This is a genomic window from Chitinophaga varians (genome assembly GCF_012641275.1).
Classification (GTDB): Bacteria; Bacteroidota; Bacteroidia; order Chitinophagales; family Chitinophagaceae; genus Chitinophaga; species Chitinophaga varians_A.
The window spans coordinates 879,465-902,203 of sequence record NZ_JABAIA010000002.1 but is presented as its reverse complement, the minus strand read 5'-3'; the positions used below and the strand labels follow the sequence as shown (position 1 = coordinate 902,203).

23 protein-coding genes and 1 pseudogene are annotated in these 22,739 nt (G+C 50.3%); 8 read left to right on the top strand and 16 right to left on the bottom strand.

Annotated features, from left to right (window positions below):
• Positions 1-256 precede the first annotated feature (256 nt).
• The 6 genes from HGH92_RS18360 (at position 257) to HGH92_RS18335 (ending at position 7,277) form a co-directional block, all read left to right on the top strand.
• Complete coding sequence (locus tag HGH92_RS18360) at positions 257-883, top strand: TetR family transcriptional regulator C-terminal domain-containing protein (RefSeq protein ID WP_168872212.1); 627 nt, start codon at positions 257-259, stop codon at positions 881-883.
• 5 nt (positions 884-888) lie between these two features.
• Positions 889-2,202: an ABC1 kinase family protein gene (locus tag HGH92_RS18355; protein WP_168872211.1), complete on the top strand. Its 1,314-nt coding sequence runs from the start codon at positions 889-891 to the stop codon at positions 2,200-2,202.
• Positions 2,203-2,284: 82 nt separating this feature from the next.
• Positions 2,285-3,328 (top strand): sensor histidine kinase, encoded by a 1,044-nt coding sequence (locus tag HGH92_RS18350; protein ID WP_168872210.1) that lies wholly within the window; start codon positions 2,285-2,287, stop codon positions 3,326-3,328.
• A 22-nt stretch (positions 3,329-3,350) separates the two neighbouring features.
• Complete coding sequence (locus tag HGH92_RS18345) at positions 3,351-4,058, top strand: LytR/AlgR family response regulator transcription factor (RefSeq protein WP_168872209.1); 708 nt, start codon at positions 3,351-3,353, stop codon at positions 4,056-4,058.
• Positions 4,059-4,246: 188 nt separating this feature from the next.
• The gene (locus HGH92_RS18340; protein WP_247654973.1) at positions 4,247-6,736 is read left to right on the top strand and encodes an outer membrane beta-barrel family protein; all 2,490 of its coding nucleotides are present in this window, start codon (positions 4,247-4,249) and stop codon (positions 6,734-6,736) included.
• A 160-nt stretch (positions 6,737-6,896) separates the two neighbouring features.
• Complete coding sequence (locus HGH92_RS18335; RefSeq protein ID WP_168872208.1) at positions 6,897-7,277, top strand: hypothetical protein; 381 nt, start codon at positions 6,897-6,899, stop codon at positions 7,275-7,277.
• Between the two features lie 35 nt (positions 7,278-7,312).
• On the opposite strand, the gene HGH92_RS18330 is transcribed toward HGH92_RS18335, so the two are convergent.
• The 15 genes and pseudogenes from HGH92_RS18330 to HGH92_RS18260 form a co-directional block, all read right to left on the bottom strand.
• Positions 7,313-8,041 carry a metallophosphoesterase family protein gene (locus HGH92_RS18330; protein ID WP_168872207.1) on the bottom strand — a complete coding sequence of 243 codons (729 nt, stop codon included), beginning with the start codon at positions 8,039-8,041 and terminating at the stop codon, positions 7,313-7,315.
• Positions 8,042-8,049: 8 nt separating this feature from the next.
• The gene (locus tag HGH92_RS18325) at positions 8,050-8,595 is read right to left on the bottom strand and encodes a 2OG-Fe(II) oxygenase (protein WP_168872206.1); all 546 of its coding nucleotides are present in this window, start codon (positions 8,593-8,595) and stop codon (positions 8,050-8,052) included.
• An 11-nt stretch (positions 8,596-8,606) separates the two neighbouring features.
• Positions 8,607-9,242, bottom strand: coding sequence for a DUF4291 domain-containing protein (locus HGH92_RS18320; RefSeq protein ID WP_168872205.1), 636 nt, complete (start codon positions 9,240-9,242; stop codon positions 8,607-8,609).
• Positions 9,239-9,928, bottom strand: coding sequence for an NUDIX hydrolase (locus HGH92_RS18315; RefSeq protein WP_168872204.1), 690 nt, complete (start codon positions 9,926-9,928; stop codon positions 9,239-9,241). The genes HGH92_RS18320 and HGH92_RS18315 overlap by 4 nt, the downstream gene beginning before the upstream one ends.
• Before the next feature lie 162 nt (positions 9,929-10,090).
• The gene (locus tag HGH92_RS18310; protein WP_168872203.1) at positions 10,091-12,109 is read right to left on the bottom strand and encodes a TonB-dependent receptor; all 2,019 of its coding nucleotides are present in this window, start codon (positions 12,107-12,109) and stop codon (positions 10,091-10,093) included.
• 3 nt (positions 12,110-12,112) lie between these two features.
• Positions 12,113-12,982, bottom strand: coding sequence for an urea transporter (locus HGH92_RS18305; protein ID WP_317166427.1), 870 nt, complete (start codon positions 12,980-12,982; stop codon positions 12,113-12,115).
• Between the two features lie 47 nt (positions 12,983-13,029).
• The gene (locus HGH92_RS18300; protein ID WP_168872202.1) at positions 13,030-13,731 is read right to left on the bottom strand and encodes a hypothetical protein; all 702 of its coding nucleotides are present in this window, start codon (positions 13,729-13,731) and stop codon (positions 13,030-13,032) included.
• Positions 13,728-14,549, bottom strand: a complete 822-nt coding sequence (locus tag HGH92_RS18295; RefSeq protein ID WP_168872201.1) for an urease accessory protein UreD — start codon at positions 14,547-14,549, stop codon at positions 13,728-13,730. The genes HGH92_RS18300 and HGH92_RS18295 overlap by 4 nt, the downstream gene beginning before the upstream one ends.
• A 17-nt stretch (positions 14,550-14,566) precedes the next feature.
• Complete coding sequence (gene ureG / locus HGH92_RS18290) at positions 14,567-15,205, bottom strand: urease accessory protein UreG (RefSeq protein WP_168872200.1); 639 nt, start codon at positions 15,203-15,205, stop codon at positions 14,567-14,569.
• A gap of 23 nt (positions 15,206-15,228) precedes the next feature.
• The gene (locus HGH92_RS18285) at positions 15,229-15,942 is read right to left on the bottom strand and encodes an urease accessory protein UreF (RefSeq protein ID WP_247654972.1); all 714 of its coding nucleotides are present in this window, start codon (positions 15,940-15,942) and stop codon (positions 15,229-15,231) included.
• The gene (gene ureE / locus HGH92_RS18280) at positions 15,923-16,435 is read right to left on the bottom strand and encodes an urease accessory protein UreE (RefSeq protein ID WP_168872199.1); all 513 of its coding nucleotides are present in this window, start codon (positions 16,433-16,435) and stop codon (positions 15,923-15,925) included. The genes HGH92_RS18285 and ureE overlap by 20 nt, the downstream gene beginning before the upstream one ends.
• 12 nt (positions 16,436-16,447) lie before the next feature.
• The gene (gene ureC / locus HGH92_RS18275) at positions 16,448-18,169 is read right to left on the bottom strand and encodes an urease subunit alpha (RefSeq protein ID WP_168872198.1); all 1,722 of its coding nucleotides are present in this window, start codon (positions 18,167-18,169) and stop codon (positions 16,448-16,450) included.
• 71 nt (positions 18,170-18,240) lie between these two features.
• A pseudogene (gene ureB, locus HGH92_RS18270) lies at positions 18,241-18,540 on the bottom strand (urease subunit beta); the annotation flags it as partial.
• Between the two features lie 18 nt (positions 18,541-18,558).
• Positions 18,559-18,861: an urease subunit gamma gene (gene ureA, locus HGH92_RS18265; RefSeq protein WP_168872196.1), complete on the bottom strand. Its 303-nt coding sequence runs from the start codon at positions 18,859-18,861 to the stop codon at positions 18,559-18,561.
• A 191-nt stretch (positions 18,862-19,052) separates the two neighbouring features.
• Positions 19,053-19,472, bottom strand: coding sequence for a hypothetical protein (locus HGH92_RS18260; RefSeq protein WP_168872195.1), 420 nt, complete (start codon positions 19,470-19,472; stop codon positions 19,053-19,055).
• Between the two features lie 78 nt (positions 19,473-19,550).
• On the opposite strand from HGH92_RS18260, the gene HGH92_RS18255 reads away from it, so the two are divergent.
• Positions 19,551-20,435, top strand: a complete 885-nt coding sequence (locus HGH92_RS18255) for a helix-turn-helix domain-containing protein (RefSeq protein ID WP_168872194.1) — start codon at positions 19,551-19,553, stop codon at positions 20,433-20,435.
• Between the two features lie 109 nt (positions 20,436-20,544).
• Positions 20,545-20,976, top strand: a complete 432-nt coding sequence (locus HGH92_RS18250) for a hypothetical protein (RefSeq protein WP_168872193.1) — start codon at positions 20,545-20,547, stop codon at positions 20,974-20,976.
• Between the two features lie 172 nt (positions 20,977-21,148).
• Here HGH92_RS18250 and HGH92_RS18245 read toward each other — a convergent pair whose 3' ends face one another.
• Positions 21,149-22,693 (bottom strand): sulfatase, encoded by a 1,545-nt coding sequence (locus HGH92_RS18245; RefSeq protein WP_168872192.1) that lies wholly within the window; start codon positions 22,691-22,693, stop codon positions 21,149-21,151.
• Between the last annotated feature and the right edge of the window lie 46 nt (positions 22,694-22,739).

Here is a 22,739-nt window from a genome sequence, read left to right as displayed (position 1 = left end):
ATAAGAAAAACGAATAACGCCGCAAAGATATATCATTTTGGCATTTAGTTATTTTTTATTTGACTATTTAATGACCTGACACATTCTTTTCAATGATCAAATAAAAAAATAACTAATGCTAAAATGCAAAGGTGGTGTTAAAATTAAAGTTGATAATCGCTTAAAGCGTAAATTTGTATACAGTGGTTTTCCCCGTACTTGATTAACCTCCGGGCCGCCCCGGGCGGGGTATTACAACAATAGTAAATCCTTGCACATGGACAAACAACTCATCCGTAACGCTTACAAAATCTACTGGCTGGAAAACGGTAAAGCACCTGTTTCTGTATATAGCCTATGCAAACAGCTCGACATCAGTGAGAGCGCTTTTTACGAGCACTATGCTTCGCTGGAAGCCATCGAAAAAGATATCTGGCTGGCTGTATTTGAAGATACCCTCACGCAACTGCGTGACGATGAAACCTACCAGCAATATTCCGCGCAGGAAAAACTGCTGGCCTTTTATTTCCTCTGGGTACAGAAACTGAAGGACGACCGCAGCTACTTCCTCCAACAAAAGGAACAATTCAGGCTGCCGGACCTTTACCGCAATAAACTGGAAACCTTCAAACGCGCATTCTACGCGTATGTAAGGGAACTGATCAGGGAAGGCTATACTTCCAACGAAATCAAAGAAAGAAAATACATCTCCGACCAATATGTACATGGCTTCTGGGTACAGGCCCTTTTCGTGCTGAAATACTGGCTCAACGACACCAGCGCCAATTTTGAAATGACAGATGCTGCCATCGAAAAAGCGGTAAACCTCAGCTTCCAGCTGATAAAATCCAATACACTGGACTCACTGCTCGACTTTGGCAAATTCATCTTTACGCGGAAATAGGCATCATGAAAGAACAATCCAATATTCCCACCTCCAAAGTGGAAAGGGCGGGAAAATTCGTCACCACCGGACTGAAAGTAGGCACCAATTATATTAAACATTATACCCGTAAACTGGTGGACCCGTCTCTTACCAAAGAGACGCTCCACCAGGATAATGCTGCCGATATCTACGAAACACTCAGCAGCCTGAAAGGCAGCGCCCTCAAAGTGGCGCAAATGCTCAGTATGGACAAAGGCATGCTGCCCAAAGCCTATACCGAGAAATTCGCCATGTCGCAATACAGTGCCCCTCCGCTTTCCGGACCGTTGGTTGTCAACACGTTCGTAAAAACCCTCGGGAAGTCGCCGGCACAGTTATACGATAAATTTGAAATGCATGCCTCCAACGCCGCCTCCATCGGCCAGGTACATAAAGCCTGGAAAGATGGAAAAGCATTGGCCGTCAAAATACAATACCCCGGCGTGGCCAACAGCGTAAAATCAGACCTGCGCATCGTAAAACCCTTTGCCCTCCGCATTGTAGGTATGAACGAGGTGGACATGGACAAGTATTTCCAAGAAATTGAAAGCAAACTGCTGGAAGAAACGGACTATAAACTGGAACTGACCCGCTCTATGGCACTTTCCCGCGAATGTGCCCATATTCCTCACCTCCTGTTTCCCCGGTACTATCCGGAACTGTCCTCCGACAGGATCATCACCATGGACTGGCTCGATGGACAGCACCTGAAAGAATTTCTGCAGGGAAATCCGTCCCAGGACGCCCGTAATAAAATAGGACAGGCACTGTGGGATTTCTATCAGTTCCAGGTGCACCACCTCAAACAGGTACACGCCGATCCCCACCCGGGCAACTTCCTGATGCGTCCCGATGGCACCGTAGGTATTTTCGACTTCGGCTGCGTGAAAGAAATTCCGGAAGATTTCTATTACAATTATTTCCTGCTGACAGACAAGGAAGTACTGAAAGACGAAAAACGCCGCCACGAAATATATACCAACCTGGAAATGATCCATCCCAGCGATACGCCCAAAGAAGTGGAGTTCTTCTCAGGCCTTTTCCAGCACATGATCGACCTGCTTACCCTTCCCTTTACCGTAGATCATTTTGATTTCGGCGACGAAGCCTACTTCAATGAGATCTATGCGTATATGGACGAACTTTATAACATGAAGGAAGTCAGGGAATCCAAAGTGGCCCGTGGCTCCCGGCACAGTCTTTATATTAACCGCACTTATTTCGGGCTGTATTCTATCTTAAGTGAGCTGAAAGCCAACATAGTGAGCGGCGCCAGCGGGTTTTCGCCCAAACGGTGACAGAAGCCTGTCTTCATCGTGGAAATCACGAGGTTGGTCGCAAGTTGTCCTGTGGCGTCGCCATTAATCCCTAAATTGCGGCATGGCAAAAGAATGGTATAACCGCAAATGGGCGATTGTTGCAACACATGCACTGGTGTGGACGTTGCTGTACTCGCTCCCGTTTCTGCTACGCCCTACCTACGAGAAGCCTGTATCTCCCGCGGAAATGGCAGAACGGGCTTCCTGGTTTTATTTCCTGCTGGTATTTTATATTACGCAGATCATCTTCTTTTATACCAATGCCTTTTACCTGATTCCCAAGCTGGTACAGCAAAAGCGGACCATGGAATATACCAGTGTGCTGCTCCTGGTTTTTATGTTTTTTTGTGCCATGCGGTTTTTCTTCGAACGGTTCTTCCTGGGAAAAGCCGTGGTAGACCTCAAGCCCCTGACCCTTTTCACCGTTTTTGCCTTCCTGTTTATCTTGTCCGCCAGCACAGCGTTTCAGATGGTGCGCGAACGGATACTGATGGAGCGAAAAGTCAGCGCCCGTGAAAACGAGAACCTCAAAACGGAGCTGTCGTTGTTGCGCTCGCAGGTAAGTCCCCACTTCATGTTCAATGTGCTGAATAATATGGTGTCGCTGGCACGTAAAAAATCCGACCTGCTGGAGCCTTCCCTCATCAAATTATCCTCCCTGATGCGCTATATGCTCTACGAAGCCGATGAAGAGAAAATGCCTCTCCAGCGCGAAGTAGAGTATCTGCAAAGTTACATCGACCTGCAACGGCAGCGTTTTGGCAAAAATGTGGAGATCAATGTGGAAATGAACGTGCCCAACAGTCACTATGAAATAGAACCGATGTTGCTGATACCTTTTGTGGAAAATGCCTTCAAACATGGTACCGGCTTCATTATGCATGCACAGATAGATATCAACCTGTTTACCACGGCCGACAAGCTGTTTTTTGCGGTCCGGAATAAATACAACAACGCTTCCGAAGAGGTAAAAGATAAAACCAGCGGGATAGGGCTGGCCAACGTAAAGCGCAGGCTCAACCTGCTCTATGGAAACAATTACGTATTGCAGATCAATTCCAAAGATGACTGGTTTTACGTAACATTGCAGCTGGACCTGCATTAAATGCCAAAATCAACAATACACCATGAGATGTATAGCCATTGACGACGAACCGCTGGCGCTCGATTTGCTGGAAGACAACATCAGTATGGTGCCGTATCTGCAACTGGTAGCTAAATGTAACAACGCTTTTGAAGCCATGGAAGTGCTGCGGACGCAACAGGTCGACCTGATCTTCCTCGATATCCAGATGCCGGGCCTTACCGGCCTGCAATTCCTGCAGTCCATGGCCAGCAAACCGCTCGTAATACTGATCACTGCTTATGAGAAATATGCCCTGGAAGGGTTCAACCTCGACGTGACCGACTACCTGGTAAAACCGGTGTCGCTGGAACGTTTTGTCAAAGCCTGCAACAAGGCCAACGAACTGCATCAGCTCAGAAGCGCCGGCAAAGCCGCCCGCGACCAAAGCGATTTTTTCTTTGTCAATGTGGATTACAGCCTGTTTAAAATTGTCTTCTCTGACATTGTCTGGATCGAAGGATTGAAGGATTATGTAAAAATCCACCTGAAAAGCACCAACAAACCAGTGATCACGCGTATGAGCATCAAGAGCCTGGAAGAGCAGCTGCCGCCGGCCCGGTTCATCCGTATCCACAAATCGTACATTATTTCTGTGGCCGCTATCACGGCCATTCGGAAAAACAGCGTGTTTTTACAGGACATCGAGCTGCCCGTTGGCGATACCTACCGGGATGCCCTTTATGCCATCGCCGGAAAAAATCAACCCTGATAAACCGGGTTTTGTATCAAAATTTCGACCACTCATCTCATTTGCCGGAAAAATCGATTTGGCAAGCCTACTTTTGTACACTCAGAATTCTATATAAAATGCGAAAAATCTACTTGTTTTTCATGTTCGTGCTTTTCCTGACTCAAGCACACGCCCAGGCCCCGGGTGGAAAAATGCCTCCAGGTGGCATGGCAGGTAAAGGTGGTCCGGGCAATATCGGACATATATATGGTAAACTAATTGACGCCGAAGGAAAGCCCGTTGGCTATGCCTCCGTTATCATTCTGCAGGGCCGTATGGACTCTGCTACCAAAAAGATGAAAGACGTGCTCGTAAAAGGCGTGCTCTCCCAGGCCAATGGTGAGTTCGCCCTCGACGAACTGCCGCTCAGAGGACCTCTCAAAATGCAGGTTTCCGGTACCGGTTACAAAACCTATACCCAGCCTGTCGTATTCCCTCCGATCGATAAAGACCTCGGTAACATCAAACTGGCCTCCAGCACCACACAGCTGCAAGGTGTGACCGTAACCGGTACTAAACCGATCATGCAGCTGGACGGCGACAAAAAGGTGTTCAACGTGGAGAAAAATATCACGAGCACAGGCGGTACCGCCCTCGACGTGATGAAAAACGTACCTTCTGTCAACGTAGACATAGACGGTAATGTTACCCTGCGTAACAGCTCTCCGCAGCTATTCATCGATGGACGCCCCACCACCCTCACGCTGGAACAGATCCCTGCAGACGCGATCGAAAGCGTGGAAGTGATCACCAACCCTTCTGCCAAATACGATGCATCCGGCGGTAACGCAGGCATCCTCAATATTGTGCTGAAGAAAAACCGTAAAACCGGCTACAACGGTAACCTCCGCGCCGGTGTGGACAAACGCGGCGCACTGAATGCAGGCGCCGACTTCAACGCTCGCCAGGGTAAAATCAACTTCTCTGCCAGCGCTATGGGCAACCAGATGAAAAGCCGCACCACCGGCAACACGGACCGCCTCAACTTTGGCGACGATCCCAACACCCACATTCTCCAAAACAACTCCAACCGCCAAAACGGTGGCTTTGCATTCGGAAAAGTAGGCGTGGACTGGTTCGCCACCAATCGCACAACCTTCTCCATCTCTGGTATCAAAGTACATGGTGAGTTCAAACCGGAAGAAAGCATCGCCATCAACACCGATACTATCAGAGGAAAAGATATTACGAATATGTTCAGCGAACGTAACTCCCACTCTAAAATGGCGTTCGACGCTAACGGGCTGGTACTGGGCATGAAACACCTGTTCCCCCGCGAAGGTGAAGAGCTGACCGTAGACGCAAACTACTTCGGCGGTAAAAGCAAAAACAACGCTGACTACGTCACTGACTACTACGCCAACGGCGAAGGCAGCGCTATCAACCGCACCGATATGCAACGTATACTCGGTAACGGTAAAATCTCTTTCATCACGGTACAGACTGACTACGTAAGACCTTTCACCAAAACGCTGAAACTGGAAACAGGCCTGCGTATGTCCAGCCGCCGCACTGAGACGAACTTCAACAACTACATGTTCGATCATCCGTCCAACGACTATAAACTGATCCCGGGCGCGTCCAACAATTTCAAAAACACCGACAACGTATATGCAGCTTATGTCAGCGTTTCCCACACCATCAAAAACTTCAGCTATAAAGCGGGACTGCGGGCAGAAAGCTCTGACTACAACGGTGAACTGATCAACGTAAAACAAACGTTCAAAAACAATTATCCGGTAAGCCTGTTCCCCTCCATCTTCCTCAGCCAGAAGCTGAAACATGACCAGGAACTGCAGGTAAGCTATACCCGCCGGATCAACAGACCGAATTTCTTCCAGCTGATTCCGTTTACCGATTCTACCGATAAACTGAACATCACCAAAGGTAATCCCGGTCTGATACCTGAGTTCACCAACTCCGTGGAAATGTCTTACCTCAAAACATTCAAAGGTAATAACACCTTCATGGGTACCGTGTACTACAAACATACCAACGGCCTGATCACCCGCTTCCTCACCAAGGAAACCGACCCGGCCAACGGCGCCGAACTGCTGGTGAACACCTACATCAACGCCAATTCCAGCTACGCCATGGGTGCTGAACTGACCTCGATGAACACTATCAACAAATGGTGGTCATTGTCAGCCAACGTGAACATCTATAATTCAAAAATCAATACCGACAATACCGGACAACCTTCACAAGACGCGCGGTGGGCCTGGTTCGGCAAACTGAACAACACCTTCAAGCTGCCGCTCAATTTTGAAGTACAGCTGACCGGCTTGTACCAGTCCAAATCCAACCTGCCTGTTAACGACAACAAAGGCAGACAGGACGGTCCTTCCATGCAACAGTCTCAGAACGCTTCACAGGGTTACATTGCCTCTTTCTATGCCGTGGATGCCGCCATCAAGAAGAGCTTCCTGAAAAACAATGCCGCTTCCGTGACACTGAGCTTCAGCGATATCTTCAGAAGCCGTAAAATGGACCAGTATTCTGAAAGCATCTACTTTACACAATACTACAACCGTCTTCGTGACCCGCAGATGATCCGCCTCAACTTCGCTTACCGCTTCGGTAAAGTGGACATGACGCTGTTCAAACGCAAGAACATGGCCGGTGGCATGCAAGGCATGCAGGAAGTTGTACAGTAATTAAAAACTATCTTGTTTGGGGATTTTTTGATTCAGTGAACTGAATCAGAAAATCCCCAAATCATTTCTACGTGTTTTCCCTGATTTTTTTCTTCCGATAGTACTACCGATACCCTGCCGCCTTCCTTTTCTACCTTTGCTGTCATAACACCACCCCAATATGCAAAGGACAATTTTTTATCTGTTAATGCTATGCCTGCTGTTCTCCTGTAAAAAAAGGGAAACACCTAATCCAACTATCCCGGAAGGCAATGATAAAACCAGCAAACTGGACGCCTATGGCAAAGCACTGGTGAAAGTGGAAGCGGCCGTCAATGAGCTGGATTATATTGGATTAAAGGTGTTAAGTAACCTCAACGGATATCCGATATCTGCAGATGTGAATGCCACCAACCCACTGGTGCTGAAATGGTCTTGCTACGGCGAAACCCAATACCTGCCGGTATCCCGCATCACGCTCAACAAAACACCGCAGGGCGCATTCAGCCGCACTAACTATGGCGACGGGCATTGTAACAGCTATCCTATTTCGGAATACTAGTGGTTCAGTTTAGGGTTTAAGTGGGGCCGGGACCATCATGGGTTCCGGCCTTTTTCGGTAGGATATAACAAGTAAGCAGGATCGCTTTGCCATACTTCCTTCGTATCGATGTTCATCGCTGAAAGTCTGCCGGTAAAGGCTGCCCCGGTATCCACGTTGTATACGTTCACCCGGTGCATGGGCATTTCCTCATCATAATTCAGCGTAGGGGTGTGACCGATATATATTTCATCGTATAGCAGTAACCGTTTGGGATAATTAACGGCATCTTTTTTCAGCTTTTTATCCATGGACAAAGCCAGTTCCCACAGTGTGCGGTCCCAGTAGCACATGCCTTCGAAACGTTCATACGCCGGGCCATGCATGGAAGCATAGCCTGCATGAATAAACAGCCGGTCATTCTCCTCATAAAAATTCAGCATCCGGTTAAAGAAAGCCAGGTGATGCAGCTTATCCTTTTCCGACAGCTTATTATAACTGGCCACGGTGGCCCTGCCGCCATGTTGCAGCCAACTGGCCACCGGCTGTTCGCCTGCCAGCCACATCTCGCACCAGGCATCGTGGTTGCCTTTAATGAATATGCAGGTATACTGCGCAGACAGCTCCATCAGGAACTGTATCAGTTCAGCAGACTCAGACCAGCCATCTACATAATCCCCCAGAAAAACAAACCGGTCGTCCTTTTCCGGCCCTATCCTTTCCAGCAGCTGTTTCAGTGCTTTCAGGGCGCCGTGAATATCGCCAATAACGTATGTGGCAGGCATGATTCCTTCTATTTATACATAATGTCCGACCGAAGCACATACTTGGTACCTGCTGTCAGCAGCGTGCCTTCATGTAGCAACGGATGATAAAAAACAAGCGCCATCCCTGTTTCCGGCAGCACCTCCTCTCCTGTTTTGAAAATAGTGCTGCCACCGGTATAACCTTCATTGAGGTAAATCAGGAAGGTATACTGGCTGGCTTCGAAACGGTTACGCACGAAACTGCCGTCCTTGTGCATCTTGAAACGCTGTCCCGGACTGTATTTATAGAAACGGAACAGCTCATTCAGGCCGCACGCGGTACGGTTGTCGGTGCCTTCCGGCGCATAGGAACGTAATCTTTCCCATATAAAGGTAGCATAAGCTGCATCTTTATACAACACCCTTTCGTTATTCCGGACACCTTTGATCATCCGTTGCTGCCCGCCGCCCACGTCCACGGTCGCTTCTTCGTAGCCCATGGCCTCACTTCGGTCTATCAGTCCACGGCATTCTGCTGCGGAAAGAAAATTCTTCAACGTAAAAATCTCCGGGGTGTAGCTGTGTTTTTCCATAGCATACTGGTCTAATGTAAATCAATGATACTGCGGATAACAGCATCTTCCAGCGTGTACAGGCTTTCTTCCGGCACCTCGAGGGCATCAGGATTACGCTGCAATACAAGGTGCTGTTCCTTTACAAAGTCTGTGATATCTTCAATGGCGACAATCTGCCGCTGGCCAAATTCCTTCAGGGTGCCGCCGCGCAGCCCCAGCTGGATGGCCCTTCGCTCCAGTTTGTTGCCATTTGGGTCATGGTCGGGGTCCCATTGCAGGCGTACATCACTGGTTTTTAACGCGGACTGCCAGGCGTCCATTTCGGGGAAAAGCCAGGGTTTGTATGAAGAAGGGACTGCCTTTGATAATATTTCTTCAAAAAATATTTTAGGGAGATGAACAGCCAATACCCGCTCCTGCCCTTCTTTGGCGGCCCAGCCGCAACGGTACATCATCCAGAGGAAATTGGGTTTGATCCACGACATACGGTCGTAACTGTAGGCATTGCCGCCGAATGCCTGATGGGCAACGGCATAGTTGGCGATAGCGGGTTGGAAGGCCTGGTACACGACCAGTGTATCGGCAGTCTGTTGGGCGATAAGCTGTTTACCGGAGGACGGTAAGGTTTCCTGCAACTTTTTCCAGGAAACGGTCTTTAGTTTCATGAGACATTAACATTGATCTGAAAACTGTTCTTTTTCAGTTTTTTATTGAATTTATATAACTCGGGGTGACGGTTCTGTAGCCCTTCTCTTTTGGTGCCGGTGTTGATCACGTATTCGGCGTCCAGGATTTTGCGGCGGAAATTGCGGCGGTCGATGGTGGTTTCGAGAATACATTCGTACAGCTCGTGCAGCTCAGTGATGGTGAACAATTCATCCAACAACTCAAAGCCCACAGGATCATACAGGATCTTCGATTTTAGCCGTTGCAGCGCCAGCTGGAAAATATCGTGGTGGTCAAATCCAAGCTTCGGCATTTTATGCACATCAAACCATTTGACGTCGTTGGCCATACTGCCGGCGATAATATTGAACCGGGCCGGATTGATCAGCGCATAATATCCCACTGCGATGACGCGGCCACGCGGGTCCCTGCCGGGATTATCGAACGAATACAATTGCTCCAGGAACACATCGTCCATGCCTGTCTTCGTCTTCAGAATACGATAACAGGTATCCAGAAATGTTTCTTCCATCTGCAAAAAACCACCAGGCAGGGTCCAGCAGTCTTTAAACGGCTCCTCTTTCCTGTTGAGCAGCAGCACGGAAAGTGTATTGTCATGATAACCGAATATCACAAGGTCTACCGCCAATGATGGATTTTTGTATTCGTGAAATAATTTCGCCATACCTGTTTGCGTCATTTTAACGTGAAGTAAGTGATTTTTTATGAAATAGCCTAAAAAACGGGGATTATTCTTTTTTTGGACAAACGAAAACCCCGGGCTGAAGCCCGGGGCCAGAATATTGTTCAGGCTTTATTAAAGCATGTCCGTTATTAAGAGAAGTATTTAAAATCTTACAGCAAAACCTGCTTTCAGGTAAAACGGCGTACCCGGCGTAAAACACATGTCCGTCACAGGGTCGGATTCATGTTGCAGGCGGGTTTCGGTTTCAAACTGCGCTTCATTCCAGTTCACATTGAACAAGTTCTGCGCCTGTACGGTAAACTGGAACTGGCGATGTGTATACGCCAGCATCAGATCGTTGACGAAGTATCCCCGGGCGACGAGGCTGTTGGCTTCATTTGCCGGCCGGTCTTTCATATAACGGTAACGCAGGTTGGCGGAGAAGCCCATCGGCAGATTCACGCCAATACCACCTGTGCTGGTCAGCACCGGCGCCAGTGGTATGTAGTTCTCTCCTTTAGGCTGCCCTATCTCCCTGGCATTGGCATAGTTCACGTCAGCATCTAGATAGAGCCACTTTACTGGCTGGTAACGGACGCTCACATCCACGCCTAAACGCCGCGTTTTACCGGAGGGCTCCACCACCGCTTCATCGCCTACATATACAAATTCCTGTTGCAGGTACAGATACCACAGCGCTGGCTGGATTAACAGGTTAGGCACTGGTTTCAACACCACGCCTAAGTCCGCGCCGGCTGAAAACGGCAATATGTCTTTCCCGTTCTGTTGCATCACCACCCGCATATCGTTGGAATGAAATCCCATACCGGTTTTCAGGTACCACTGCGCCATACTGCCGGTGGAATAGGAAAAATTCAGCTTAGGGCTTACGCGGGTAGCGGTAACGCCCGGACCACCATCGGCAGGTTTTAGTTTGTCCTGGTAGTTGAAAATAAAATGATCTAGCCGCACAGCAGGATTAATGCGCCAATGGCCGGTGTGCCAGGTCAGTCCCGTATAGGCGTGTAGGTTAGTTTCACGGCCGCTGCCCCAGGCCAGCCTGTTGAGCAAGGTATCACGACGATAGACATGGTTCAGCTCCAGGTCCCGGATATCATCCAGGCGCAACCCGGCGCCGGACTGCCATGTGAGCCGGCTGTTGCCGATAGTATAGTCATGCGTGTACTGCTGTTCAAACCCATAGATGCTGCGGTCGTCTTTCTGCTGTATCTCATCGCCATACACAGGGTCTTTCAGGAAAAAAGTAAAGTTGGAATACAGGTTGAACTGGTAATGGCTGTAAAAGAAAAAGCTCTGCCACGATTCATCGGCACTGGCCTGATGCTTGTAAGTCAACGCGACATTGGTACGGGAAGTATTGCCGCCTTCCGTTGGGTCAACAGAGCCCCAGCGGCTGATCAGCCCTTCTGCCACGGCCCTTTCCGGGATTTGGCCAGAGGCGTTCCAGCCGGAAGTAAAAGTGGATGCCTGGAAGGAAATATAGTCTTTATCATTCAGCCACTGGTTGTATTTGCCGAACAGGTTAAAACGGCTGAACTGCTGTTGTACGTCAAACGGGCCATTGGTATAGTTATACTCAGTAGCAATATAGGCGTTACGTTTAGCCGCGCTTTTATCTGCCAGCAGGTTAAACACGCCTGCCAGCCGCATGGTATTAAAGGAACCGCCTTCTGCTTTGATCAGGCTGTTTTCCAGGTGGTCATAGGTGGCAAAGTTCACATAACCGGCAGTGTTAAAATCACCTTTTTCCGGGTAATAGGCGCCCTTGCCAAAGTCAATGCTTTCAACGGTTTCCGGTATCAGGAAATGCAGATCTGAATAACCCTGTCCATGTGCATGGGATACAATATTGACCGGTATCCCGTCGGCAGAGATATTAACATCCGTGCCATGGTCACAGTCAAAACCACGCAGGAAGATCTGTTCTGCCTTCCCGCCGCCGGCGTGTTGTGAAATGAACAGTCCCGGTACTTTGCGAAGCAGGTCCTGCGCAGTGTTTACAGGAATCTTCTTCAGGTCAACGTGCATCATCGCTTTTTCTATCCGCGGTGCGCTGACAACAATCTGTTTCAGTTGCGTATGGGCGCTGTCCGCCGGTTGCTGTGCCAGCAGCTGCTGCCATGCGGCCAGCAGCCCAATTGCGAGAAATACTTTTTTCATCTGTCAGTCTTTGATTTTGATCCCCATCTTTTGAAGAAGATGCTGCATTCCCAGTGTAATCCAACAAGCGGCTACAAACGGGAAGGTCAACACAGCCATATGCTGCTGCAGCATCCCCACGTCCAATAATACAGAAAGCACAACGGAAAACAGCACCCATATGCCATCGCGGGGCTTATTGCCGGCAAAGGTAATGGCACACAACACAGCGTTAAAGCTAAACAATCCCATGTGAATATCCGTGGCCGGCTCCGCAAATTCCAGCGAAATAAAGGCACCTAACAGAGACGCACATACGCCATACAATCCTGCTGTCGGTGAACTGATAAACACGGCAACAAAGAAGATGATGCCCGCTATTACGCTGCCCTGGAAAATCACTTCGCCGAAACCATTGGTAGCCGTGGTGAAGTCATCGCTGACCGGCATAGCACCGGCCACAGAGGCGGCCGCTCCCGGCTGGTATACATGATGAAACAGGTACAGTAATATCCACGTCACCAGGATGAAGGGAAAGGTGAATCCCGGCCAGCCACGGCGAATGAACTGATGCTGTAACCACGTGGCTGCCACGGAGCCCAGCACTACAGCTGCCCATACCAGCGGTACCGGGTTGAAGTAGAAGGTCAGCGCCACTCCCACCAGTGTGGCACTAAAACCGTACAAGCCGGCTTCAATGTCCGCTTCATCATAACGAAGCAGTCTGGCTGTCAGGGTGCCGGTAACTACTGCTACAACGGCCGCAAAGCCCATCAACATTGAATCATAGAAAATTCCTGCAAGAAATAGCGTACCTGTCCACGCGTTGTTTTGAAGCATGATCTGCCCTATCCCCCTGAGGCAGGGAAGCGCAATTGGTTTCCGTTGTGTCACTTTTTTTGTTTAGAGAATAATAAAGATGATTGGTTAGAATTTATTTTTTACCACCCGAGGAACACCATACCGATGCCGCACATGGTGACTACGGCGCCGCCAATGGCGTGTACATATCTTTCGAGTTTATCTGTTTTCAGAAAGGAATAACCATAACAGCCAATCAGCACCATGGCCAGCATGGTAAGCACGGTAGTAACGGTAAAAACACTGATGAGCACCACTACTTCCAGCGAGGAACGGTGTGAACCGGAATAGAACAGCAGCGGCACCAGCGGCTCACTGGGCCCCATCACAAAAATGGCGAACAATATCCAGGGTGTTACCTTCACACGGTTTTGCGGGTAAACGATATCGCCATGCCGGTGTTCGTACACATAAATATCGCCGCCTTCATATACATCGAAATGTTTGTGGGGCTTGTTGAGATAAGCCTGCCGCAGCCCCCACAACAGATATACTACGCCGAAGCCCAGCAGGCACCAGCCGGACATATTGCCTCTTACGTCCTGGAACCACGTCAGCTTCGACAGTTGCCAGCCAAGCAATACGCCAATCAATCCAATCACCACCGAGCTGAGAATATGTCCGAAGCCGCAAAGCACCGTCCAGAATATCGTTTTGGACATAGTCCATTTTTTGGAACGGGACAGCACAATGAATGGCAGGTAGTGGTCCGGGCCGGTGGCAGTATGCAGGCAACTGATTGTCACGGCAGATACCACCAGCGTTGTTAATCCTATATTCATGCAATAGCTGTTTTAAGTGTTTCGTTGACAATTTTATCCCCGGCATGTTGCCAGAAATACTGTTGCATTTTCCGCAGGCAGTTGTACAATTGTTCGCCCCCGTTGCCGAGTATACGTACCACGAGGCAACGGGCGTCCGGCAGCGACACGCCGCCTGTTATGCCCTGCTCTTCCTCCAGCATCTGCCGCAACGCGGTCAGCGGTGTTTCCATATCAGCAGCGCCGGTATTGATATGTAGCAATGTGGCCTGATGAGTGTACCCTTCCATCTGCCCGATGGCCTGCATGGGCAACAGCTGCGGTTGCAGCAGCAGGTTATCTTTCAGGATGAGTTTCCCGCGGTGGTATATTTCGGTGATGTTGTGCAGTTTGGAAAAACGGAACACTTCACCGGAATGTTTGCGGCCACAGGTGATGATCTCACCGAAAGTAAACTGGCAGTCGTCTTCCATATGCGCTACAGTATGTGATTTGAACACAGCATTTTCATGCGGCACCACCGGATGCTGCACGTAGCTGAATATGCTCTGTGCTTCCATATGGATACGCTGTTGCTGCTGCGCCCCGGTTTTCATATTGAACAACCGCTGATAGGACTGCGACTGCAATTGCAGTTTACTGTGCGGCTCTGTGCGGATATCGATATCATAATGATCTCCGTCCAGTATGCCCGGCGAAGAGCTCATCACCATCAGGTACAAAGCCGGGTCCTGCCGGTAGATGCCTACATTGGCCAATTTGAATGGCCGGGTGCAGTAGCTGTCCTTCAGCCAGGAACGCCCGTTTTTGTACCCGCTTATTAAACTGAGTTTGTTCATTATAATTCAATTGCGCATTACCTTACCAATGCCGGTTCTTCGGCTTCTTCCAGCAGGGCGTATTTTTTAATCCAACCAATCACGGTGTCCAGTCCCTGTAAAGACATCAGGTTGGTAAACACAAATGGTTTGCCTGCACGCATTTTACGGGCGTCCCGTTCCATCACGCCGAGGTCTGCATGCACATAAGGCGCCAGGTCAATTTTATTGATCACCAGCAGGTCGGAGCGGGTGATGCCGGGACCGCCTTTGCGGGGGATCTTATCACCTTCCGCCACATCGATCACGAAGATGGTCACATCTGCCAGGTCGGGACTGAAAGTAGCAGAGAGGTTATCGCCACCGCTTTCGATCAGTATCAGTTCAATATCGGGGAAACGTGCCGCCATTTCATCCACTGCCTCGAGGTTCATGCTGGCATCTTCGCGGATGGCCGTATGCGGGCAACCGCCGGTTTCCACACCGATAATACGCTCTTTGGGAAGCAGGCTGTTTTTGGTGAGGAACTCGGCATCTTCCTTAGTATAAATATCGTTGGTGATCACGCCCATGTCGTAGGTGTTCATCAGTGCACGGGACAACCGTTCTATCAGGGCGGTTTTACCGGAACCTACCGGGCCGGCCACGCCTATTTTCACATATTTTCTGTCGCTCATAGTAATTATTTCGTTGTTGTTAATTAAGACATATAAAGCCTGGAATACAGCTGTTCATGCTGCATACAGCGGATATCGAAGCCAATGTTGCACACGCCTACGAGGTCCCTGTCCAGTTCCATCGTGGTATTCACCAGCGACCGGATCACCGGCTGCATGCGGAACAGAACGTCCTGCCCGTCCAGCTGCCCCAGCGGCACCAGTTTCACAGCATTGGTGACCATGCCTACGGCAGCGTTATAATAAAAAGCATACAATGCTTCCGGTAACGGAACGCCCATCAGGCAGGCATACAGGCCATAGGCGATGCTGTAATGCCCTTCCGCTTTTTTAGCAATGGTTGCGGCCTCGTATTGTTGCGCCAGTACATAGCTTTGCTGACGGCTGAATATTTTCATCAGCCTTACGCCCAGCTTCTGACTGGCCTGCCGTATCTCTCTGGGCATTTTCAGCGCGGCAGCTTCTTCGTCCAGCGACAGCAGCGCAGCGAGGTCGCCGGCCGCAGCAGCACGGTAGGCCAGGCAAACAAATGCTGCATCGTTGTATTGCAGGTTGTTGCCAAGCATATGCTGCACAAACATTTCCGCGGAAGACACATTGTTCACCAGTCCCAGCTGCACGTATGTCTCCAGTCCGTTGGAATGGGTGTAGCCGCCGATGGGCAGCGTAGGATCGGCGAGATGCAACAGGCTGCCCAGGAAGCCCGCTGCCATGATGTTATCGTTCTTTTGCTGCAAGGCCCATAATTTTTGAGAAGAGAGAACTGCCGCCGCCGTTGCCATGCGAATGTGGTTGCACGTTTGCGTTCAACAGGTTGGTCAGTTTGGTATGTGCTTTTTCCGTTTGATACCCGGCGGCCAGCAACCAGCGGTAGATTGGCTCTTCAAAGGGCAACAGCACCTGGTCGTCCTGGATGAAGACAGGCAGGTGTTTGTTGCCGATCTCATAACATACGCTGCCCATTTCCAGCAGCGACCGTGGGGTGACCACGATCGCATCGCTGGGAATAATATCTATCACTACCGCCCTGCTGTCGTCCATATAAAGGACATCGCCGATGCGCAGGCGCTGTCCTTCTTTCAGGAAGCGGATGGCTATCTCCATACCCCCCTGCGTATGTTTGCGCTGAATGCGTTTGGTGGTTTCATACCACTCCAGCAGCAAAGGGTCTGTGGTACGTCCTTCCAGTGACATAGCGCCGGTATTGCCGATGATTTTATCAATGATCATGATGTACTTTTTTTAGAACAGGAAGTACCGTTGTGCCAAGGGCACGGTATCTACCGGTTCGCAGGTGATATGCACGCCATCTACCCGTACCTCGTAGTTTTCGGGGTTGACGGTGATCTCTGGTGTTTTATCGTTATGTATCAGGTCTTTTTTGGAGATGTTGCGGCAACCGGATACGGGCAGCACCATTTTCTGCAGGCCATATTCCGCTACGATACCTTTTTCAAGGGACGCTTTGGAGACGAAGGTGGCACAGGTCTGGTGCATAGCGCGGCCGTGGGCGCCGAACATGGTACGCAGGATGACCGGTTGCGGCGTAGGGATGGACGCATTGGGGTCGCCCATTTTAGCCGCGATGATCATACCGCCTTTGATGATCATTTCCGGTTTAGCGCCGAAGAGGGCAGGTTTCCACAGCACGATATCGGCGATTTTTCCCGGTTCCACAGAACCTACATATTCATCGATGCCATGTGCAATGGCCGGATTGATGGTGTATTTGGCCACGTACCTTTTAGCGCGGAAGTTGTCGCTTTGTGCCGTCGCATCTTCGTCGAGGAAGCCGCGTTGTTTTTTCATTTTGTCGGCGGTCTGCCAGGTGCGGATAACGACCTCGCCTACACGTCCCATTGCCTGTGAGTCGGAGCTCATGATGCTGAACACGCCCATATCGTGCAGGATATCTTCCGCAGCAATGGTTTCCGGACGGATGCGGGAATCGGCGAAGGCCACGTCTTCCGGGATGCTTTTGCTCAGGTGGTGGCATACCATCAGCATATCGAGGTGTTCATCGATGGTGTTGACAGTATAGGGCCGGGTAGGGTTGGTGGAAGCCGGGAGCACGTTGGGATACATCGCTGCCTTGATGATGTCCGGAGCGTGACCGCCGCCGGCGCCTTCTGTGTGGAAGGTGTGGATCACGCGGCCGTTGATGGCGTTGATGGTGTCTTCCAGGAAACCGGCTTCATTGAGCGTATCGGTATGGATAGCTACCTGCACATCGTATTTATCTGCTACGTTGAGGGATGCGTCTATCACAGCAGGCGTAGCGCCCCAGTCCTCATGTATTTTCACGCCCAGTGCGCCCGCCTCCACCTGTTCGGCGATAGGCGCTTCCGTGGAGCAGTTGCCTTTGCCGAAGAAGCCGAGGTTCATCGGGAAGTCGTCGGCCGCCTGTAACATTTTGGCGATGTACCATTTACCAGGGGTAACGGTGGTGGCGTTGGTGCCGTCAGCCGGACCGGTACCACCGCCGATCATGGTGGTGATGCCGCTGAAGAGCGCTGTTTCTATCTGTTGCGGGCTGATGAAGTGGATATGCGTATCGATGCCGCCGGCAGTGGCAATGAGGCCGTTGCCGCCATGTACTTCTGTGGAGGCGCCGATCACCATGTTACGTTCCACGCCGTCCATAGTGTCAGGGTTGCCGGCCTGGCCGAAGCCGACAATTTTGCCGTCTTTGATGCCGAGGTCGCCTTTCACGATGCCCCAGTGGTCGATCAGCACCACATTGGTGATCACCATGTCCAGTACGCCCTGGTCGCGGGTAGCGGTGCTGGACTGGGCCATGCCGTCGCGAACGGTTTTGCCGCCGCCGAATTTGCTTTCATCACCGTAGTGGTTAAAATCTTTTTCTATTTCGATGATGATATCGGTGTCGCCTAAACGAACTTTGTCGCCCGTGGTAGGACCGTACATATTTACATATTGCTCTCTGTTGATGATCAGGCTCATGATTGCTGGTTTTTGAAGTTGGAGGCTGCGAGTTTAGCCATTGCTTTGTCCTTGCTGGATTCGAGGGCGGTATCACCGTTAACGAGCTGGTTGAGGCCGAAGGCTCGGCGGGCGCCGCCCAGTTCCACCAGCTGTACTTCTTTTTCTTCTCCGGGCTCAAAACGCACGGCGGTGCCGGCGGGGATGTTGAGTCTTTTACCAAAGGCCAGCGCCCTGTCAAAGCTCATCTGGCGGTTTACTTCAAAGAAATGGTAATGTGAACCTACCTGCACCGGTCTGTCGGCAGTATTGATCACTTTGATGGTGACGGTCTGACGGCCTTCGTTGCAGTGGATATCGCCGTTGGCGAGAAAGTACTCTCCGGGTATCATGTTGAATGGTTTTAACGGTTAACGGATAGGCTGGTGAACGGTGACGAGTTTAGTGCCGTCCGGAAAGGTGGCTTCAATCTGTACGTCATGGATCATTTCAGGAATGCCTTCCATAACGTCTTCCCGGGTGAGGATAGTAGCGCCGTACTGCATCAGGTCTGCAACGGACCGGCCATCCCGTGCGGCTTCCAGCAGTTCGCTGCTGATAAGGGCGATCGCTTCCGGGTAATTGAGTTTCAGTCCACGTGCTTTGCGTTTGGCAGCCAGTTCCCCAGCCAGATGAAGCAACAGTTTTTCCGTTTCTCGCGGTGTTAAATGCATATAATTTATTTTAATATATATTTATTCAGGTTTTTCTAAAGAAATTTTGATCGATAGAAGAAAAAATAAGAATATTCTAACTCTTTTTCATATATAATTTTACGGCATTCGTAAGCCCGCTAAGGGCGTGCATTCCCGGCAGGCCCGGGAGCCCTATGCATCAATAAAAGAAAAAAAGAAAGGGAGGCAGATTATGCCAGATGGGAAGGAATAATAAGGGTATGGAACATGATAAAACGGGGCACCGGCATCACTGCGGCATCTGGATGCATAAACCGGTGCTGACCGGTCAGCACGGTGTTATCTGTCGTCAGGAACAAAGCCTGGTAATAAGCAGCAAAAAGCGTAGTAAAACGTTGAAAACGGGAGACATGAAATACATCGCTCTCATCGTCGGATGTCTCATCATTCACAAAAGAAAACAACTGCAAAAAATCGAGACAGTCTTTTGTTGATAACAAGGTATCCGAACAATTTTTTCCTGCGTCGTATGATTGGTTAGCGGCCCTGGCAGACAATAAAGGAGTTTTGTTGTGGCCCGTGAAAGTAAACCCGATCAGGAAAAACAGTAATAATATGTACCGAACGATGGCTTTCATTACAGGTTGCAAGGTAGATGTTTAAACGAACGACGAATAGCACAAATCCCGCATTTTATTTCACAAATCCCGCTACCTTTAGCAACGGATATGAAATCATCAGTTAAGTTATTCACCAATTTCGAATACAAAAAATCCTTCCTCCCGGGCGTATCCAGGCAGGTGCTGTTCAACGATGCGCAGTTGCAGGTATACCGCATTGAAAACTATCTGCGCAACATTGTCATTCCCGTGCCTCCCTACCGCACGTCGTTCAATTTCCTGCTCTTCGTTACCAAAGGCACTATTGTTCAACAGCTGGAGGTATCTTCCTATAAACTGGAAGCCAACTCTGTGCTGCTGATCAAACAGGGAAGCATCACCGCGACACTTGAAATATCACCGGATGCCACCGGCTTTTTTATTGTTTATGAAAATGAAATCATCAACCGGCTGTCGCTCAACAACAGCCTGCTTAATTTTTTCTTTGCCACTCCTTTTGTGACGCTGCCTGCCAAAGCGGTGAAATGGCTGGCACACCTCAGCGCGCTGCTGGAAGAGGAACTAAGCCTCATCAACGGCTCCATGGAAATATGTGTGCCGCTGTTCCGCGCCCTGCTCAATAAAATACTGCTGCACGAATCGCCACGGCCGGTGGCGCTCAATCGCAGCCTCGACATATCCCTGCGCTTCCGGGAAAAAGTACAACGCCATCATCTCCGGGAAAAAACAGTGGAGTATTATGCCCGGCAACTTAATATCTCGGAAAACTATCTTAATAAATGTGTGAAAGAGGCCACCGGCAAACCACCCAAACAATGGATCAACGAAATCAGCATCCTGCACAGCCAGATCCTCCTGCAAGACCCTGCCCGCGATATCGCCAGCATCGCCTTTGAGCTCAACTACCAGTCGGCCTCCTACTTCACCCGCCTGTTCAAACAGGTCACCGGTCTCTCTCCTTCTGCCTACCGTAAAAAGATCAAAGTCAGTTAAACCAATAACAGGCTTTTTATGTTTTAAGGAAATTTTAAGCCGTTGCCGGTCAACTTTTGGCCCAATGGCAAGGAAATTGAATTAACAGGCATACAAAACATTAAAACACATGAAAAAGTTAATCGCTGCTATCGCTATTATGTTGGCCGTATCTCCGGCTTTCGCCCAAACGGCCCCTACTGCACCTGCTGCCCCCGCTCCTGCCAAACAGGCGCCGGCCAAACCAGCCAAAGCGCCCAAAGTGGTAGCTGCCCCGGAACAACGTGCTGCCCAATACGCGGATGAACTGAAGACGAAACTGAACCTGACAGATGATCAATATAAAAAAGTACTGGCTGTCAATACAGAATGTATTCGCCGCAAAGACGCGCTGAAAGCCTCCGGCCAGAAAGACGGCAACGGTAAAAAAGAAATTGCCGCTTACCGCAAACAACAATACCAGACCATTCTTACTCCGGACCAACAGGCCAAACTCAAAGCCCTGAACGCACAAGGTCATGGCAAAGGCCAGAAGGACGCAGACGCCGGAGAAAATAAGTAACTAATCAAATAAAAAAATAAAAGAGGCTATCCATTATCAGGGATAGCCTCTCCTATCGAGACTCGGATAAGATTATTCCAGTCACCATATAACCTACAACTGTTACACTGTTAGTAACAAGTCACAAAGGTACAACTCCAAATTTTAAAAACACCTTTTACTTTCCTCGAGGTTACCGTCTATTTTCCGGCCACGGCAAAGGTTTTCCACTCGCTTTTAATATCGGCATCGGTGCTTTCCACTGTTGCAGCTGCTGTGACAACAACGTCAGCAATGACCGCGCCCGGTCGGGATAAACCGCCGACAGGTCTCGCTTTTCACCGATATCCGCTACCACGTCATATAGTTCTGCACTACCCTGTTGCTGGTCGTACACCACTTTCCAGCGGCCTTGCCGGAGTGCGCTTTTATAGTTGATGCCCGGGCCTCCATCCGGGATCCATTTATTCGGATAATGCCATACCAGCGTGCGTAGGGAGTCCGTTGTAGCCGGTTCCCGCAGCAGCGGCACAAAACTTTTACCATCAATCTGCTGCACGGCATCGTACAGTTCTACACCGGCCATCTCCAATATGGAAGGAAAGAAATCCTCTATTATCACATACTGTGAAGCCACACTGCCGGCCTTCGTTACGCCCGGCCATTTGACCAGCATCGGTTCCCGGACACCACCTTCATATACAGACCCCTTGCCAGCACGCAAAGGCAGGTTCTGTGTATGCGGCGCACCGCCCCGTGGCGGCGCAAGGCTCAGCCCACCGTTATCGCTCATGAAGAGAATGATGGTATTGTCAGCGATCTTCCGTCTGGTAAGATAATCCATCACCTGTCCCAGACTGGCGTCCATGCCCTCTATGAGCGAGGCATATTTGGCCTCTGCCTCGTCCAGCCCAATGTCCAGGTAATGCTGATAGTAACGTTTGTCTGCCTGCAAAGGCACATGCACCGCATAATGCGCGAGGTAGAGGTAAAAAGGCTGTTGCCTGTTGACCGGCTCGTCCAGCGCTTTGAGCGCTTCCCGTGTAAGCGCTTCCGTGAGGAAGGTACCAGTGCCATAATACTCCTCCAGGTCAGGCACCGCCTGTGCCGTGGCCTTGCCAGGCATATTGCCGTAGTTCTCCTCCGACAGGTAGCTCTGCGGATGCCCGGCCGCATGGCCGGCGATATTCACCAGAAAGCCCATGTTGTACGGGTTGGCGCCCGGCGTGCCCATAGCGCCCCAGTGCGCCTTTCCGGCGTGAATGGTATAATAACCGGCGCCTTTCAGCAGGGCGGGCAACGGGGTGGCATATACGGTATGCGGCACGCCCGGCACCGGGCTAAAGCCATTGTGGTTCCAGGGAGCGCTGTCCAGCGTATTGTCCGGCGCATCGGCGTTCACGTCCTTACGTGGCGACGTCCAGTTTGTCACGCCGTGATGTGCCGCATTCATGCCTGTGATCATGCTCACCCGCGACGGTGTGCATACCGGTGTGGCGTAGGCATTGGTGAACTTCACCCCTTCCCTGGCCAGCCGCTCCATATTGGGCGTGCGAAAACGTTTGTTCTTGTCCGTCAGCCGGTCCCAGAAAGGAACGGAAGTATCTTCCCAACCCATATCATCCACCAGGAATACAATGATATTAGGTTTCGGCTTTACCGGCCGCGGGTCTTTGAACTGGGCGGACGTACAGACAGCAGCGGCCATCAGCGAGCAGACAAGAAGGCGTGTTTTCATACGATTAAAGATAATCACGCAAAGGCGCAAAGCAGCAAAGCGCGCA